A 17,019-nucleotide genomic window follows, 5' to 3' on the forward strand; every position below is an offset into this window, starting at 1 on the left:
GTTTTGGACCCACCTGATCCCATGCCGAACTCAGTAGTGAAACGAAACAGCGCCGATGATAGTGTAGCATTTGCTATGTGAAAGTAGGACATTACCAGGCTTCAAATTGTAGAGAGCCCGAATCTGACGATTCGGGCTTTTTTACGTCTGCAGAAAAGTGAAATACGTGGAATTAACAGACACCTACCCAACAGCCATCACGTAGGTCCGGCGGGCGCAGCGACTCTCGACGTTAAAATCACAACAAAAACCTCAATATCCCAGTCGGGGCCAATACAGTAGCATTAGCACTGTAGCTCTCCACAGCTGTGGGCACTACGACATTCTACTGCGTAGGGCACCGACTTCAAATTGTAGAGAGCCCGAATCTAACGATTCGGGCTTTTTTACGTCTGTAGAAAAATTAATTTAGGTTGTACAAACTCAAATTGAAACAGCCTGAAGACAGCCTCCGGCGATGCTAGTGATACCAAACTGTATAAATCTTTGATCAATTTAAATAATTAATACCAATTCCATTAATTTTGTGATCTAATAAGTTTCTATTTATAGGTGGTGAAATATGACACAAGACTTAGATAAAATGATTACTTCAACATCAGATGCCCGATTGAGACTTCGTTTATTAGCTATTTCTCATTTTTTAGATGGGAAAAGTAGAGCCAAAATATCTGAATACTTAAAGGTAAGTCGGACAAGTGTTAATAAGTGGGTTCAAGCTTATTTAAATAACGGTATTTCAGGACTAAAAGAAAAAAAGCACACTGGCCGCAGAAAGGCATTGAGTGACAAGCAGCTACAACAACTAAAAGAATTTATCATGGTTTCTTCTGTAAAGCCTTATGGTGGAAGGCTTCAAGGGAAAGATGTAGCATTATATATTCTTACTGAGTTTGGTATTCAATATAAAAAATCAAATATCTACAATATTTTGCATGCATTAAATTTAAGTTGGATAACAACCCGTTCGAAGCACCCTAAACAGTCAGTTGAAGCGCAAGAAGATTTTAAAAAAATTCCAAATAAAAACGATCCTTAAGCTCCCTGGTCATGTTGCTTTAGACCGTATCGACGTATGGTTTCAAGATGAAGCGCGTTTTGGTCAGCAAAATACCACCACTAAAATTTGGGCTGAAAAAGGCTCAAGGCCACGTGTTGTAAAGCAACAACAATATACTTATGCGTATCTCTTTGGGGCGGTTTGCCCAACTAATGGTAAAACTGAAGCGATTATTGCTCCCTTTAGTAACATGGAAGTAATGAAAGAGCACTTAGCACTCATTTCAAAAGCAACAGCGGCAGGGCGTCATGCTGTAGTGGTAATGGATGGTGCTAGTTGGCATCAAGAGTACTTGGATAAAGAATTTCCCAATATTAGTATTATTCATATTCCGCCTTATTCGCCAGAGTTAAATCCAATTGAGCAAGTATGGTCTTGGATGAGACAAAATGAAATTGCCAACCGTGCTTTCGTAAACTATGAAGATATTGAAGAAAAGTGCTCAATCGCTTGGAACAATTTTAGAAGTGATATTAATAGAGTCATTTCACTCTGTTCAAGATCATGGATTAATATGACCAACTAATAAATGGAATTGGTATAAATTGCACTATAATGTAGTTAAAAATTTTTATTTAGAACAACTAGATACAAAAATTTTTTGCCTAGTTTTAGCGTAATTTTCTTTACGCTAAATAGACCCTATATATAAGCAGATTGGTATAATAGCTGTATTAACAGGAGTGGATATGTACCAAAACTTTCGTTTATTAATAAATACCAGCTCTAATGCTCAGCATCGATTGAAGTTACTTGCCGATCCCCGCTTTACTGAGGGAAAAAAATAGAACCGAAATCGTTTCTTTTTAAAAGTGAGCAGAAGAAGTGTAAATATTTGGAGCAAAGCATACCTTGATCATGGTTTAGTGGGCTTAAATGCCAAATCACTCATCGGCTGACCTGCAAGACTTAGCCCTGAACAACGTGGCCTTAATAAAATCATATGTAGTCGAAAGCAATCAGCTCAAGCACAAGACGCTTTTAAAAAATTCTAAATCGAAACGGTCCTTAAGATCCCAAGATATGTGTCTCTTGATAACGTGCTTGTTTGGTTTCAAGATGAAGCACGGTTTGGTCAAAGAAGCACAACCACTAAAATCTGGGCAGAGAAAGTAGCAAGACCAAGAGCGATTCAACCGCAGCAATTTGAGTATGCATACCTCTTCGGCGTTGTTTGTAATTAGTAACAGACATACTGAAGGAATGAGAAAGCATTTAAAGCTTATATCAAATCTGTATCTGAGGGTAAGTACTCAGTAGTTATAATTCATCAAGCTGGCTGGCACTCAAGCTATCTTGCTACAAAATTTAACAATCTCGTAATTATCCATCCATTTCCTTATTTACTTAACCTGAGCTCTGGTTAAGGGATTTACTGCGTATTGAATCATGGTGATATTTAAATTTATTTTCTCCAGCCAGAGATTTTCAGTGAAAACAAGGCGACTTTACGCGTCAATAGCTGGCCTATTGCAAGTAAATTCAACGCAGTTAGCGCAGAAAATAGCTGCTAGAGATAGATTTATTATCCAGAGTTCAGGTTACTTAGTGTTGGCATGGGATATTCGTTGAATGGATCAAAAACGCCAGCGTGAGCTGGCGTTTTAATGCAAATTCAAAGCTAATTTATAAACAAATAATTAAGCTTTAGGCCCTGCATTCTTTATATCATCAGACACATCGTACTTAGCAAAGTTTTCGGTGAAGTCAGCGGCAAGTTTGGCAGCATATTCATTGTACTTAGCTTTATCTTCCCAAGTATTGATAGGGTTTAGTAAGTTAGTGTCTACACCTGGAACTTCAACAGGTACATCAAGGTTTAATACATCGATATGTTGTGTTTCAACACCAGCTAAATTACCTGATACGATTGCATCTACAACTGCGCGAGTTGTTGGGATGTCAAAACGTTTACCAGTACCGTAAGGACCACCTGTCCAGCCAGTATTAACTAAATATACTTTAGCGCCAAACTCGCGTACTCGTTTCATTAGTAATTCGGCGTAAACGCCTGCTGGACGAGGGAAAAATGGTGCGCCAAAACATGTTGAAAATGTAGACTCAATATCACTTGTAGAACCAATTTCGGTTGATCCTACTTTTGCTGTATAACCACTTAAAAAATGAAATGCGGCGGCTTCTTCGCTGAGTATTGATACCGGTGGTAGTACGCCACTAACATCACATGTTAAGAAAACAACAGCTTTTGGTTCGCCTGCACGGTTTTCTACTTTTCGCTTTTCAACGTGCTCAAGCGGATAAGCTGCACGACTGTTTTGAGTTAGGCTCGTATCGTGAAAATCTGGAACGCCTTTTTTATCTAACACGACGTTTTCTAAAATTGTACCGAAACGAATAGCATCCCAAATAACAGGTTCATTCTTTTGAGAAAGATCGATACATTTAGCGTAACAACCGCCTTCGATGTTAAATACACTACCGGGTGCCCAACCATGTTCATCATCGCCGATTAAAAAGCGAGTTGGATCTGCAGATAACGTTGTTTTACCAGTACCCGATAAACCAAAAAATAATGCAGTATCGCCAGCTTCGCCTACATTTGCAGAGCAGTGCATTGGTAATACACCTTTTGCTGGTAGTAGGAAATTTTGGACAGAGAACATCGATTTTTTCATTTCACCGGCATAACGCATACCCGCAAGTAACACTTTACGCTGCGCGAAGTTAATAATAACCGTGCCATCGCTATTCGTGCCATCACGTTCTGGCTCACATACAAATGAAGGAACGTTCATCACTTGCCATTGAGGCAGATCAGAAGCATTATAATTTTGTGGTTCAATGAACATATTTTTGGCAAAAATATGATGCCACGCTGTTTCTGTAGTTACAATAACAGGCAAGTAATGCTCGGTGTCTGCGCCAACTTCTAGGTGAGAGGTGAAGTGGTCGTTACTTTGAACATGTGCTTCAACGCGAGCCCATAGTGCGTCAAATTTATCTTCATCAAATGGGCGATTTACGTTGCCCCATTGGATATCATCTTGAGTAGTTGCTTCTTGAACAATAAAACGATCTTTTGGTGAACGACCAGTACGACGACCGGTGATTGCAACAAAAGCTCCATTTGCGGCTAAAGTCCCTTCGCCACGGCGGATCGCGTGCTCGACAAGTTCAGCTGCGGTTAAATCGACAAAACGTGTAGCGCTTGAAGTCATGTTTATACCTAACTATATGAGAGATTGAACGGGATAGCTCTGGGTTCTTAATTACCTTAAGCTGTAATTATAGTAACAGAAGGGTTGGGGATGTTCGAGCCTGTAAAGGCCCTAAAAACACATATATTTAGTAAAAAACATGAATAATTTCAATGATACCGGTGTCATAAAAGTCATGTTATAAATGACACCGGTATCATATTTTTACAATTTAAAACCACCTATTTGTGGCTTTAGTTATTAATAAAGCTGAAGTGCAGATATTAGGGCGTGTTGTTCTTTATGGATTGAAATTTGTACAATTTAGTGGCGATTGAATCGCGACGCGAGATTTGTAACTTAGAGGGCTCGGTAACTGCTCCTGCGTTACTCTAATTAAGAATAAGTAAAAACCAAGCAAAGCTTCCGTACCCTGCCCACGCTTATTGTCTACATCCATGTAGGCAACAAGCGTTAATCACCCTAGGGAGAACCCAAAGGGCTACGCATGTTTGGTGTTTATGCTGCGTTATCGCCTATTTTTGGGGAAGGATCATACATCGTAGGGACGGTGCATTGTTTAAATACCACATATACAGCTGTAAAATTAATCACGAAAGGTCAACACGGCTTAATTAAAAATGTTTTTTACGTCTTGTTCATTAAAAACATATTCTTTTAAACAATAATGACAGCTAATGTTAACCGAACCTTTTTCGTCAATATCTTTAAGTAGGTCTTGCTGTCCTATATTTACAAGGGCAGTAATTGTTTTCTCGCGACTGCAACCACACTTAAATTTAATGGCCTGTGGTTCGAACACACGAGGGTTATCTTCGTGGTATAAGCGAGTAAGCACTGTATTAGCATCAAGATGTAATAGTTCTTCGTTTTTAATCGTATTACTTAGGGCTTCTAAATGGGCAAAGTCTTCAATTGATTTTTGCTTGTCAACAGGGAGTACTTGTAAAAATAAACCACATGCTTTAGCGCTGCCTTCAGTTGTATCAGTTGCAAACCAAAGACGTGTTTTTAATTGCTCTGACTGCTCAAAGTAACTTTCAATACACTCACTCAATGTGTCGTGTTCTAAAGGCACAATGCCTTGGTAGCGTTCGCCTTTATCTGGGGTAATAGTTATCACCATGTAACCTTGGCCGATAAGCTCTTTTACAGTAGTCCCTGTCACTTCACTTTGCAAACGAGCGATACCACGCATATTTTGTTTATCGTCGCCATTAATAACTGCGTATTTAACCGGTCCATCACCTTGTAACTGTACGGCTATTTCACCTTCAAACTTTAAAGTTGCAGTGAGTAAGCATGTTGCAACGAGCAATTCACCTAGTAATGCTTTTACAGGAGCCGGATAATTATGATCGGCAATCATTTCATTATAGGCACTTTCGATTTGAACGAGTTCGCCACGAACATCTAGTTCATTGAATAAATAACGGTGAAGTAAATCTTGTTGCATGAGCGGCTTTACCTAACTTGATTTCATTTTTAAGAGTTCGCGTCTTTGCTTTTTATCCGGTTTTTTTACCGGATGAGGTGCAAAGAAGCTGTTATTTTTACGTGCGATGGTATTCTCTTCGCGTTTAACAATACTTGCATCAGATTCTTGATACAAGGTCTGTGCAATGGGGGCGCTTTGTCGGTTTTCAAGCACTTTTAATATAGTAACTATTTTTTCATCCACGCCTTGGGCAAGTTTAACGATTGCTCCAACCTCTACAATTTTACTCGCTTTGGTACGCTGGCCATTATAATGTACTTTGCCGCCTTGTACCATTTCACGAGCAGCTGCGCGTGTTTTATAAAAGCGTGCTGCCCATAGCCATTTATCTAATCGAACTTTTACTTCGTCTGTATGGTCTGAGTTTGACTTGCTATTACTTCTTTTACTCATAAGGCATTTTATCCATTTTAGTTATAACTTAAAATTTATCATGGAATCATCATCGGATGAAGGTATTGCATAGGAAGTTTGCTTTTTATACAGACAAATTAAATTAATTTATTCTGTTTACAAAGTTTAATATTAGTACTCTTGTTGAATGAAAAATGAAAGGGTACTATGGGTACGCGCTTACGCAGTAAATTAAAATAAGAATACTATTTATGGAACAGCAAATTCAGCAATTTAAACAATTTTTAACGCGGTTACCGCATGCTAAATTAAGTGCGTTAGTTACACTGTTAGTTGTTGTTTACCTTGCTTTTTTATTATCAAAATTAGTTTGGCTTGTTTGGCCAAAGCCGGTTATGTCTCCTCTTGCTCCTGCGCAACATACTAGTCAATCAAATAATGTTCGTAATAGTTCGGCCCAACATATTATTGAACAATTTTTATTCGGTAAAGCAATTGTAACAAATAATAATAACACTGCGCAGCAATCGCAGGTTGTTAACAATGCCCCAGAGACTCGCCTAAGTATTAATCTCACTGGTATTGTTGCGGTGAGTAATGATGATCAAGGTGGAGTGGCGATTATTGAATCACAAGGTAAACAAGTAAGTTATTTAGCTGAAGATGTTGTACAAGGTACCCGAGCTAAAGTGGCGCAAATATTACCAGATCGTGTAATTTTAAACGTGAGTGGCCGCTTCGAAACATTAATGCTTGATGGTCTCGACTTTACTAAAACGGTATCGATGCCTGTTTTAGCTGCACGTAATGATGAAGATATGGGGCCGCAGCAATTTGTATCGAGTGAGCTGAAAATAGATGCCACTGCTGATCCGCAAATAAAGCAATCAATAATAGAGACTCGTGAAGAGTTACTCGAAGAGCCAGGTAAATTATTTGATTACATACGTGTTTCACAAGCAATGAACGATGGAGAGCTCATTGGTTATCGCTTAAGTCCAGGTAAAGAACCTGCATTATTTAAGCAAATGGGTTTACAAAATAACGATTTAGCTATTGCAATTAATGGCTATCAACTAACGGATCTAAAACAGGCAATGTCAGCTATTAATGAGCTGCGTAATAGCACGGATGCCAATATCACTATAGAACGTGATGGCGAACAAATAGATGTGCAATTTAGCCTGCAATAACATAGCTTTGGAGTTTTAATATAATGGTTCAGGTGCTACACCTCAAAAAAATTAAAAAAGGGTTAGCTAAGTACGCGGCACTTTTTTTAGCGGCAAGTATTTCATTGTCAGTTTCAGCTGTTGAATACGCTGCTAACTTTAAAGGGACAGATATCAACGAGTTTATCAACATCGTTGGTAAAAACCTTAATAAAACAGTCATCATTGACCCTAATGTGCGTGGCAAAGTAAACGTACGCAGCTATGAGTTAATGGATGAAGCACTTTATTATCAGTTCTTTTTAAATGTATTGGAAGTTTACGGTTACTCGGCCGTTGAAATGGATAATGGCATTATAAAAATAGAAAAAAGTTCTGATGCTAAAAAGTCTAATGTGCCACTAATTACCGAAGGTAGTGACGCTAGCGGCGACATGATGATCACACGAGTTGTACGAGTTAAAAACGTAAGCGTACAAGAACTTGGCCCACTGGTAAGGCAATTTAGTGACCAAAAAGATGGTGGCCATGTTGCAAACTTTAATGCGGCTAATGTGATGATGTTGACTGGTCATGCAGCATCGGTTAATCGTTTAGTTGAGATTATTCGTTCGGTTGATCAAGCTGGCGATAAGCGTGTAGATATAGTTAAGCTTAAGTTTGCTACTGCTGATGATGTAGTATCAGTGGTCGATAATATCTATAAAGATAATGGTAAAGGCAGTGTTCCTGAATTCTTAATTCCAAAAGTAGTGGCAGATGGCCGAACTAATAGTGTAATTGTAAGTGGTGAAGGTCAAGCTCGTACGCGTGCAATTGAGCTTATTAAGCGCTTAGATGGGGAATTAGAAAGCCAAGGTAATACACAAGTGTTTTACCTAAACTACGCGAAAGCTGAAGATTTAGTGAAGGTATTGCAAGGCGTTAGCAAGTCGCTTACGGATGATTCACAAGGCGGGGCGACAAAAACACGTAGCCGCAGTAAAAATGAAACCAGTATTGAAGCCCACCCAGATTCCAACTCATTAATTATCACAGCGCAACCAGACACAATGCGCTCACTTGAATCAGTAATAGAGCGAATTGATATTCGTCGGGCGCAAGTTTTAGTCGAAGCCATTATTATAGAAGTGATGGAAGGCGATGGTGTTAATCTTGGATTGCAATGGATTTCTGAACAAGGCGGTATGCTGCAATTTAACAATGGTACAACAGTTCCTGTTGGCTCTGTTGCGGTAGCAGCTGAACGAGCTCGAGATAAAACAGTCACTAAAACGATCATAGGCACTGAAAGTGGTAAGCCGACTCAATATAACGAAACTTCTGAAGGTGACTATGGCCCTTTAGCTTCATTGCTTGGTGGTATTAATGGCTTAGCGCTGGGTGTGATTAAAAATGATTGGGGCGCTATTATACAGGCAGTATCAACGAATACTAACTCAAATATTTTGGCAACACCGTCTATTACTACAATGGATAACCAAGAAGCATCTATTTTAGTCGGTCAAGAAGTGCCTATAATTACCGGTTCTCAAACGGGTACTGATAATGGTAGTAATCCATTCCAAACGGTTGACCGTCAAGAAGTCGGTATTAAACTAAAAGTAACACCACAAATTAATGATGGCTCAGCGGTACAGCTTACTATTGAACAAGAGGTGTCAAGCGTTAGTGGTGCAACCGCCGTTGATATTTCAGTGAATAAGCGTTCAATTAAAACAACTGTTATGGCCGATGATGGTGGCATGGTTGTTTTGGGTGGTTTAATTGATGAAGACGTACAAGAAAGTGTTTCGAAGGTGCCATTATTAGGGGATATACCTATATTAGGGCATCTGTTTAGATCAACAAATACAACGCGCAAAAAGCGTAATCTTATTGTATTTATTCGCCCGACTATTATTCGTGATGGTATAAGCATGAATAAGTTAAGCTTTAACAAGTATAACTTTATTCGTGGTGAGCAATTTAAACAGCGCGAAGATGGGATTGAGTTAATGCCTGCGACTGATTCACCAATTTTACCTGAATGGAATGATGAATTAGTACTGCCACCAACGTATGAAGATTCTTTACGTAAACAAAATGCACAAGAGCGTAAAGATGACTAATGCGATTGAAGAGATAAACCAAGATGTGGTTCATCCTAAAATGCATAAGCAGGACGAGCTATCAATCGATGATGTGCTAATCGAACTCCCCGCAAAGCGATTACCGTTTTCGTACGCAAGACGTGCTGGTGTATTGCTGAGCAAAAATAAAGAGCATCGAATAGTATATTACCGTGGCGAGCTTGATGTGGAGGTACTATTAGAAGTACGCCGTATTGCAGGGTATGGTTTTACGCTTGAGCAGCTTGCGGATGATAAGTTTGAACTATTGCTTGAAGCATCTTATCAGCGAGATAGTTCGGAAACCCAGCAGATGATGGAAGACATTGGCAATGAAGTTGATTTATTCTCACTTGCTGATGAACTCCCGCAAACTGAAGACTTACTTGCTGGTGACGATGATGCACCTATCATAAAACTTATTAATGCCATGCTGAGCGAGGCAATTAAAGAGGGCGCGTCTGATATACATATCGAAACCTTCGAACAAGAGCTTGTTATTCGTTTCAGGGTGGATGGTGTATTAAAAGAAGTGCTTAAGCCAAATCGAAAACTGGCCTCTCTATTGGTGTCGCGTATAAAAGTAATGGCTAAGCTTGATATAGCTGAAAAGCGTATCCCACAAGATGGCCGCATTAGTCTTCGTATTGCAGGACGTGCAGTAGATGTACGTGTATCTACCATGCCATCGAGTTTTGGTGAGCGTGTAGTGCTGCGTTTACTTGATAAAAATAATGCCCGCCTAAATCTTGAAGACTTAGGTATGACCGCAGAAAATCGTGCGTTGTTTTCAGATTTAATTAGTAAACCCCACGGCATTATTTTGGTAACAGGGCCAACGGGCTCTGGTAAAAGTACCACTTTATACGCTGGTATGAGTCAAATTAACTCACGTGATCGTAATATTTTAACTGTTGAAGATCCAATTGAGTACGAGATCCCAGGCATTGGCCAAACACAAGTTAATAGCAAAGTTGATATGACATTTGCTCGAGGTTTGCGTGCAATATTACGTCAAGATCCAGATGTGGTTATGGTGGGTGAAATACGCGACCTTGAAACTGCGCAAATTGGTGTTCAAGCGTCACTTACCGGTCACCTTGTTATGTCTACTCTGCATACTAATACCGCATCGGGTGCAATTACACGTATGGAAGATATGGGTGTTGAACCATTCTTACTTTCATCTTCATTGCTCGGTGTGTTGTCGCAACGTTTAGTACGTACGTTATGTAATACCTGTAAAGAAGGCCACACAGCAGACGAGCATGAATGTCAGTTGTTAGGTGCTCCTTTTGAAAGCCAACCGACGATTTATCGAGCTGTAGGTTGTGAGGAGTGTAACTTTAATGGTTACCGTGGTCGTACCGGTATTCATGAGTTGCTGGTAGTTGATGAAGCAATACGTGAAATGATTCACAACGGTAAAGGTGAGCAAAGCGTAGAGAAATACATTCGTAAACGCAGTCCAAGCATCCGCCAAGATGGTTGTAGCCGTGTACTTGCAGGCAAAACAACACTTGAAGAAGTATTGCGTGTTACCCGTGAGGAAGGTTAATTATGGCGGCGTTTGAGTATCGTGCCTTAGATGGTAGGGGTAAAGAAAAAAAAGGTATTTTAGAGGCTGATACCGCGAAACAAATTCGCCAAATTTTACGTGATCAAAAATTAACGCCACTTGAGGTAGTCCCAGCAGCGCAAAGTGACAAACAAGTAAAAGGTGAAAAAGCGCCTTTATTAGGTAACTTTTTTAAACCCACTATATCTACTTCTGATTTAGCACTTATCACCCGTCAATTGGCCACGTTAATTCAATCCGCATTGCCTGTTGAGGGAGCCGTCATGGCCGTAGCCGAGCAATGCGAAAAACCACGTTTAAAGCGCATGTTGATGTCGGTACGTTCAAAGGTTGTTGAAGGTTATACACTTGCCGATGGTATGAGTGAATTTCCACATGTGTTTGATGACTTATACCGTGCAATGGTTGCCGCAGGTGAAAAGTCGGGTCATTTAGATCAGGTATTAAATCGATTAGCTGATTACACTGAGCAACGCCAACATATGCGTAGTCAAATTACACAGGCTATGGTTTACCCTATTATTCTGGTTATATTTGCGATTGGTATTGTTGCGGTTTTGCTGGGAACAGTAGTACCTAAAATATTAAAAACCTTTGAAAAAACCAAGCAAGTACTCCCTTGGACAACAGAGTGGGTAATGGCCGGTAGTCATTTTGTACAAAACTATTGGTTTATCAGTTTAATTGCTATCACTGGCATTGCTATCGGTATTAAACACGCCTTAAAAAAACCAAAAATACGTTTTTGGTGGGACAATCGAATACTCCATATGCCGGGTATTGGTAAGGTTGCACGTGGTATAAATACAGCTCGCTTTGCGAGAACGCTAAGTATTTTGTCATCAAGCTCAGTGCCTTTACTCGAGGGAATGCGTATATCGGGTGGGGTGTTAGTAAATGAAAAAATTAAAAAAGCAGTGGCGGATGCTTCTGATCGGGTAAGTGAAGGTGCTAGTTTACGCGCTGCACTTCAGCAAACTAAGTTGTTTCCACCGATGATGCTGCATATGATAGCCAGTGGCGAAAAGTCAGGCGAACTTGAACAAATGCTAGAGCGTGCTGCAAATAACCAAGACCGCGAATTTGAAAGTATGGTTAATGTATCATTAAAATTATTAGAACCGGCAATGATTGCCTCTATGGCGGTTATTGTACTGTTTATAGTGATGGCAATTTTGCAGCCAATAATGGCAATGAATAAAGCCGTAGGGCTTTAATTATTGCTTAGTTTTTATATATTAGTGGTTTTACCTAAACCATTTTTACTTAATATTTTAGAATAATGAGGTAATTACGTGAATAAACAATCAGGTTTTTCTTTACTAGAAGTGATGGTGGTACTGGTTATCATCGGGATGATTATGTCAATTGTTGCGCCTAATATAATGGGTCAGCAAGAAGAGGCTGCAATTGATAAGGCACATTTAGATATTCAGCAACTTGAAGACGCAATGAGCCTTTACAAGCTTAAAAATAAAAGCTATCCAACCACAGAGCAAGGCCTTGAAGCGCTTGTAAATAAAACGAATATTGAACCAGTACCAAAGCGTTTTCCAGATGGTGGTTTTATTAGTGAATTACCTGATGATCCATGGGGTAAACCATACCAATTAATCAGCCCAGGAGAGGCCGGTAAATTTGATATTTTTTCTGTTGGACCAGATGGCGAAGCTGGTACAGAGGATGATATAGGTAACTGGGATCCTGAGAAGCAATAATGTTAATCAATAGTGCTTTGAATTTATACGTTAATAACCAGAGCTTGCTATGCAAGTGAGCTCTGAACGTGTGCGTAGAAAAAGCCGAGGCTTTAGTTTAATTGAAATTTTAGTGGTATTAGTGATCATCGCTTTTGCTACCAAAATGGTGGTATATAGCTTAGAAGGCGGTGCGGAGGATGAGCTAGATACTCAAGCACTTAGGCTGCATACCACCATTAATATGGCATCAGAGTTTGCTATTTTGAACCAAGTTGAATTGGGATTTCAGGTAGACAAAAATAAGTTCGAATTTTTAGTTTTTGATAGTGAAAAATGGATAACGTTTGACCGAGAAGAGTTATTTAGTCCCGTTGAATTTGACGAACGTTTTAAATTAACACTAAACCTAGAAGATTTAGCGTGGGCAGCAGATAACTTACTCGAACAATCAAATTGGCGTGAATTAATGAGCGGCGGTGACGAAGACAGCTTGTTAGAACTTAAAAAGCTCAAAATCCCTCAAGTACTTATATTGTCATCGGGCGAAGTTAGTGCATTTCAACTAACACTTGAGTTAAAAGCTCAAAGAGAGCCTGTTTACTTTATAGAGGGTGAATTTACTGCCCCTGTTAATTTGCGCCGAGAGCCAGAATAATGGATAACAATAAAGGATTTACTTTATTAGAGGTATTAGTTGCGCTAAGTATTTGTGCTATGACAGGTATTGCAGCAATGCAAGTAACTAGCGAGCATATACATCACTTATCAAGCATTGAAGATCAAACATATGCCTCATGGGTCGCAGAAAATATCTTGGTAGAGCAGCGCACTAAAGGTGAGCAATGGCAAAGTAAAAGTGGATTGCGTGGTAGCGAAGTAATGGCGGGTGTTGAGTGGTTTTGGCAACAAGATGTGATGCCTACGGCCGATAAAAGCTTTGTTAAATTAACCATTACTGTGTTTAGTGACGAGAAGTATGAGCGTTCTGTTTATGAGCTTTCCACCTATTTGAATAAAGGTAAGAAATAAGTGAAGCAACGTGGATTTACATTACTTGAAGTAATGGTCGCTCTAGGAATTTTAGCCTTTGTTATTATTGCTACTCACCAAATATTAGAGACTACAACGCGGTCTAAAGATGCCTCAGATGAAAAAATAGCTGAGTTAAATGGCTTACAAACTACATTCAGGTTAATGGATCAAGACTTTAGCCAAATGACTAAACGCGCAGTACGAAACGAAGCTGGCGATGTACAAGAACTCTATTTACTCGCTGGGCGTTATGTTTTAGAAAGCCAATACCATGGGATTGCGTTTGTGCGTGATGGTTGGGTTAATCCAATTAATTTACTACCCCGCTCAGAATTACAAGCGGTTGGTTATAGAGTGATTGATGATAACTTAGAAAGAGTGTATCGCGTGTATGTAGATCAACTTGATAACACTGAACCACGAGTGCAAGTTATCCTCAAAGGTATCGAAGAGCTAAAGTTTGAATTTCTTGATGACAAAAATAAATGGCTAGGGCAATGGGATATTAAGGCATTACCGAAAGCGGTTGCCGTTACATTGCAGCAAGTTGACGCGAAACCAATTCGCCGTGTATTTTTAGTGCCAGGACAAGGCAAGGTGACCACGCCCACGAGTACAGCAACAAATGGTTCAACACCTAATACAACTAATAAAAATAGCAGAGGCACGCCATAATGGGGTATCAATCATCGCGTGGGGCTGCCATTGTTATTGTATTATTTATGGTGGCGTTAGCGGCTATTTTAGCTGTAGAAATGAGTGCTAATTTGATGGTCCAAGTACAAAAAAGTACCAATTTACAAGGGCATCAGCAAGCTAAGTGGTACGCATATGCTGCAGAAGAACTTGCTATTAAAGCACTTATTCAAAGTAAAAAAGATGACCCTGAGAAAACAACATTAGATCAAATATGGGCAAAACAAGGTGATGTTCCTTATCCCGTTGATAATGGCAAGCTGAGTGGCAAAATAACGGACTTACAAGCTTGCCTAAATTTGAATGCTTTAGCCGTGGAACCTGATAAAAATAGTGCAAATAAAACAAACCCAGCGCATAAAGCATTGTTTACATTACTTGAAAACATAGAAGACTTATCTGCTAATGAGTCTGAAGAAGCAATGGCTGACAGTGTATTTGATTGGTTAGATGCCAACAGCATTACATATCGCTCAGGTGCAGAAGAGGGAGAGTATTTGTCACAAAAATTCCCATACCTGACCGCAAATAGCTTATTTGCATCAACTTCAGAACTGCGATTGATCAAAGGTTTTAATCCGCTGGTAATGGAAAAAATACTCCCTTACGTGTGTGTTATTCCAGGTAGTACTTTGCTTTCTATTAATATAAATACGTTAGCGCCAGAGCAAGCACTCATACTCAGTGCGTTTATTGATGAGTTAAGTTTATCCGGTGCTGAGGCTGTAATCGCTGCAAGGCCAAAAACAGGGTTTGATAGCAAAGAAGTATTTTTTGAACAGGTGCTTCAGCAAGGCGGGAAAAACATTAAAGCAGTAGAAAACTTATTTAGTATTAATAGCGAATATTTTAAATTACAAACGCAGGCAACGTTTGTTGATTTGCGTTTTTCGATGACCACATTACTGTATGCCAACAATGGTGACGTAACGATACTGGCGCGAAAATTTGGAGGCGTACAGTGACAGAAATATTATTGATCCGCACGGGTCAAACTGAACAAGAAACACTTAACTGGTTAATATACTCACCACAAGAACAAGAAATAATAGCCAGTGGAGAGCTTGCTAATGCCAGTCATTTAAGCGAGTTAAGTGAAAAAGCGCAAAGTCGTGAGGTGGTTGTTTTACTGCCAAGTGATCAAGTACAGCTAAAAACAGTTGCTTTGCCCGCTAAATGGAATCGTAAGCTTGAGCAAGCACTACCGTATATGCTTGAGGAAGATATTGCATGTGACGTAGATGATTTATTTATAGCGGTCGGTGAATCAACCACGATAGAAGAGCAACATGCTATACGTGTTGCTATGGTGGATCGAGAGTGGTTTGAGCAATGGCTTGCGCTATTTGTAGATCATAATTTGTCTGTATATAAAATATTACCAGATGCGTTGTTATTACCTACAGCAGATGATGCAATAACGGCCATAGAACTCAATGGACAATGGTTATTTAAGCAAGGTCAATGGCATATAAGTGCTGTAGAAAGTAGTTGGTTAAATGGTTATTTAACGGCAATGGGTAATCCTAACATAAAGCATTTTAGCCCAGCGACTCAATTTCCTGAAACGGTTAGCCTGCAAGCGCAAACAAGTGATTATGATTTACCTTTAGCATTATTTGCTAAACAACTTGATAACGTTAAATTCAATCTTCGCCAAGGCATGTATCAACTTAAAAAGAAAAGTACATTATGGTGGGGATACTGGAAAAGTGCTGCGGTTATTACAGGTGTTGCATTAGTATCAACTATTGCAATAAAGGCCGTAGAATTAAATCAATTAAATACTCAGCTAGAAATTACAAAGGCGCAAGTAGTTGAGCGTTACCAGAATGCGTTTCCAGGCACTAAAGTTCGTCCGCAACTTGTTAAGAGTCAAATTAGAGGCGCATTAAAAAAAATACAGGGGTCAAGCGACGCTGGCTTTTTAGACTTAACAACAAATTTAGTTAATGTGTTTTCTCAAGTGAGTGAATTCACACCTGAAAATTTACGCTACGATAAGCGTCGTAACGAGCTGCGTATTCGAGCTAGGGCGAAGGATTTTCAAACTTTCGGTAAAGTAAAAATATTGCTTGAAAAGCAAGGTTTAACGGTTGACCAAGGCTCATTGAATAACGATGGCGACTTTGTCGTAGGTGAAATTAAACTGCGAGGTGCGGTATGAAAAAGCAGTTGATGCAACATTGGCATTCGCTAAAGGAACAAGAACAACATTTAGTTATGATTGCAGGTGGTGTTTTTATTATTTTCATTTTAGTAATGGGGATCTTTAGGCCACTAAATAATGCAATAGAACGTGCTGAGCAAGCGCAAATTAAACAACAAGAGCTATTGGTTTGGGTTGATGAGAGTATTGTTAAACTCAAAGCTGCGGGCAGTACACAAATTGCCAGTAGCCAAAATTTAAGCCAAATAGTTAACTCAACGCGTGCTCGCTACAAAATTAGCATCAGCAAAATGCAGCCAAGTAATGATTCACTGCGTTTGACGCTCGACTCAATCGAGTTCAATCATTTGATAGAATGGCTCGATGAACTTGTTAATCAGCATGGTTTACGTGTCGAGAACTTGGATTTAAGCCGTGATGATAAATCTGGTTATGTGCGCGTAAGCCGCTTGGTATTAGAGAAGTAAT

15 protein-coding genes and 1 rRNA gene are annotated in these 17,019 nt (G+C 39.5%); 13 read left to right on the forward strand and 3 right to left on the reverse strand.

Annotated features, from left to right (window positions below; genetic code table 11):
• Both rrf and H5119_RS16770 read left to right on the forward strand, forming a co-directional pair.
• Positions 1–100 (forward strand): 5S ribosomal RNA (gene rrf / locus H5119_RS16765); the annotation flags it as partial.
• Positions 101–562: 462 nt separating this feature from the next.
• Positions 563–1,586, forward strand: a protein-coding gene (locus H5119_RS16770) for an IS630 family transposase (RefSeq protein WP_404936262.1) whose coding sequence is annotated in 2 segments (ribosomal slippage) — positions 563–1,009 and positions 1,011–1,586 — 1,023 coding nt in all. Because the reading frame shifts where the segments join, the coding sequence is not laid out codon by codon here.
• A 1,114-nt stretch (positions 1,587–2,700) separates the two neighbouring features.
• Here the strand turns inward: H5119_RS16770 and H5119_RS16775 are convergent.
• The 3 genes from H5119_RS16775 to hslR form a co-directional block, all read right to left on the reverse strand.
• Positions 2,701–4,239 (reverse strand): phosphoenolpyruvate carboxykinase, encoded by a 1,539-nt coding sequence (locus tag H5119_RS16775; protein ID WP_138585773.1) that lies wholly within the window; start codon positions 4,237–4,239, stop codon positions 2,701–2,703.
• 610 nt (positions 4,240–4,849) lie between these two features.
• Positions 4,850–5,695 carry an Hsp33 family molecular chaperone HslO gene (gene hslO, locus H5119_RS16780; RefSeq protein ID WP_138585114.1) on the reverse strand — a complete coding sequence of 282 codons (846 nt, stop codon included), beginning with the start codon at positions 5,693–5,695 and terminating at the stop codon, positions 4,850–4,852.
• A 12-nt stretch (positions 5,696–5,707) separates the two neighbouring features.
• Positions 5,708–6,130: a ribosome-associated heat shock protein Hsp15 gene (hslR, locus tag H5119_RS16785; protein WP_138585113.1), complete on the reverse strand. Its 423-nt coding sequence runs from the start codon at positions 6,128–6,130 to the stop codon at positions 5,708–5,710.
• A gap of 212 nt (positions 6,131–6,342) precedes the next feature.
• Between hslR and gspC the strand changes: the two genes are divergently transcribed.
• The 11 genes from gspC to gspM all read left to right on the forward strand — a co-directional run bounded on the left by gspC (position 6,343) and on the right by gspM (position 17,018).
• The gene (gene gspC / locus H5119_RS16790; RefSeq protein WP_182703039.1) at positions 6,343–7,284 is read left to right on the forward strand and encodes a type II secretion system protein GspC; all 942 of its coding nucleotides are present in this window, start codon (positions 6,343–6,345) and stop codon (positions 7,282–7,284) included.
• A gap of 23 nt (positions 7,285–7,307) precedes the next feature.
• Positions 7,308–9,374 (forward strand): type II secretion system secretin GspD, encoded by a 2,067-nt coding sequence (gspD, locus tag H5119_RS16795; protein WP_182703040.1) that lies wholly within the window; start codon positions 7,308–7,310, stop codon positions 9,372–9,374.
• Positions 9,367–10,932 carry a type II secretion system ATPase GspE gene (gspE, locus tag H5119_RS16800; RefSeq protein ID WP_310737451.1) on the forward strand — a complete coding sequence of 522 codons (1,566 nt, stop codon included), beginning with the start codon at positions 9,367–9,369 and terminating at the stop codon, positions 10,930–10,932. The genes gspD and gspE overlap by 8 nt, the downstream gene beginning before the upstream one ends.
• A 2-nt stretch (positions 10,933–10,934) precedes the next feature.
• A complete protein-coding gene (gene gspF, locus H5119_RS16805) occupies positions 10,935–12,170 on the forward strand; it encodes a type II secretion system inner membrane protein GspF (RefSeq protein ID WP_077536639.1) in 1,236 nt (411 codons plus the stop codon).
• Positions 12,171–12,248: 78 nt separating this feature from the next.
• Positions 12,249–12,671, forward strand: coding sequence for a type II secretion system major pseudopilin GspG (gspG, locus tag H5119_RS16810; RefSeq protein ID WP_077536640.1), 423 nt, complete (start codon positions 12,249–12,251; stop codon positions 12,669–12,671).
• Positions 12,672–12,720: 49 nt separating this feature from the next.
• On the forward strand, positions 12,721–13,308 hold the full coding sequence (gspH, locus tag H5119_RS16815) for a type II secretion system minor pseudopilin GspH (protein WP_077536641.1): 588 nt from the start codon (positions 12,721–12,723) through the stop codon (positions 13,306–13,308).
• Entirely contained in the window at positions 13,308–13,682 is a 375-nt protein-coding gene (gene gspI / locus H5119_RS16820) for a type II secretion system minor pseudopilin GspI (RefSeq protein WP_077536642.1), read from the forward strand. Before gspH ends, gspI begins: the two co-directional genes overlap by 1 nt.
• On the forward strand, positions 13,683–14,360 hold the full coding sequence (gene gspJ / locus H5119_RS16825; RefSeq protein WP_182703041.1) for a type II secretion system minor pseudopilin GspJ: 678 nt from the start codon (positions 13,683–13,685) through the stop codon (positions 14,358–14,360).
• The gene (gene gspK, locus H5119_RS16830; protein WP_182703042.1) at positions 14,360–15,346 is read left to right on the forward strand and encodes a type II secretion system minor pseudopilin GspK; all 987 of its coding nucleotides are present in this window, start codon (positions 14,360–14,362) and stop codon (positions 15,344–15,346) included. Before gspJ ends, gspK begins: the two co-directional genes overlap by 1 nt.
• A complete protein-coding gene (gene gspL, locus H5119_RS16835; RefSeq protein WP_182703043.1) occupies positions 15,343–16,548 on the forward strand; it encodes a type II secretion system protein GspL in 1,206 nt (401 codons plus the stop codon). The genes gspK and gspL overlap by 4 nt, the downstream gene beginning before the upstream one ends.
• Complete coding sequence (gspM, locus tag H5119_RS16840) at positions 16,545–17,018, forward strand: type II secretion system protein GspM (protein ID WP_077536646.1); 474 nt, start codon at positions 16,545–16,547, stop codon at positions 17,016–17,018. The genes gspL and gspM overlap by 4 nt, the downstream gene beginning before the upstream one ends.
• Position 17,019: the final 1 nt, after the last annotated feature.

This window comes from Pseudoalteromonas sp. SG45-5 (assembly GCF_014164085.1).
Classification (GTDB): domain Bacteria; phylum Pseudomonadota; class Gammaproteobacteria; order Enterobacterales; family Alteromonadaceae; genus Pseudoalteromonas; species Pseudoalteromonas aliena.

Coding starts and splice junctions, on each gene's coding strand:
- H5119_RS16775 (WP_138585773.1), bottom strand. CDS start 4,239: ATGACTTCAAGCGCTACACGTTTTGTCGATTTAACCGCAGCTGAACTT.
- hslR (WP_138585113.1), bottom strand. CDS start 6,130: ATGAGTAAAAGAAGTAATAGCAAGTCAAACTCAGACCATACAGACGAA.
- gspE (WP_310737451.1), top strand. CDS start 9,367: ATGACTAATGCGATTGAAGAGATAAACCAAGATGTGGTTCATCCTAAA.
- gspI (WP_077536642.1), top strand. CDS start 13,308: ATGGATAACAATAAAGGATTTACTTTATTAGAGGTATTAGTTGCGCTA.
- gspC (WP_182703039.1), top strand. CDS start 6,343: ATGGAACAGCAAATTCAGCAATTTAAACAATTTTTAACGCGGTTACCG.
- hslO (WP_138585114.1), bottom strand. CDS start 5,695: ATGCAACAAGATTTACTTCACCGTTATTTATTCAATGAACTAGATGTT.
- gspM (WP_077536646.1), top strand. CDS start 16,545: ATGAAAAAGCAGTTGATGCAACATTGGCATTCGCTAAAGGAACAAGAA.
- gspF (WP_077536639.1), top strand. CDS start 10,935: ATGGCGGCGTTTGAGTATCGTGCCTTAGATGGTAGGGGTAAAGAAAAA.
- gspD (WP_182703040.1), top strand. CDS start 7,308: ATGGTTCAGGTGCTACACCTCAAAAAAATTAAAAAAGGGTTAGCTAAG.
- gspK (WP_182703042.1), top strand. CDS start 14,360: ATGGGGTATCAATCATCGCGTGGGGCTGCCATTGTTATTGTATTATTT.
- gspH (WP_077536641.1), top strand. CDS start 12,721: ATGCAAGTGAGCTCTGAACGTGTGCGTAGAAAAAGCCGAGGCTTTAGT.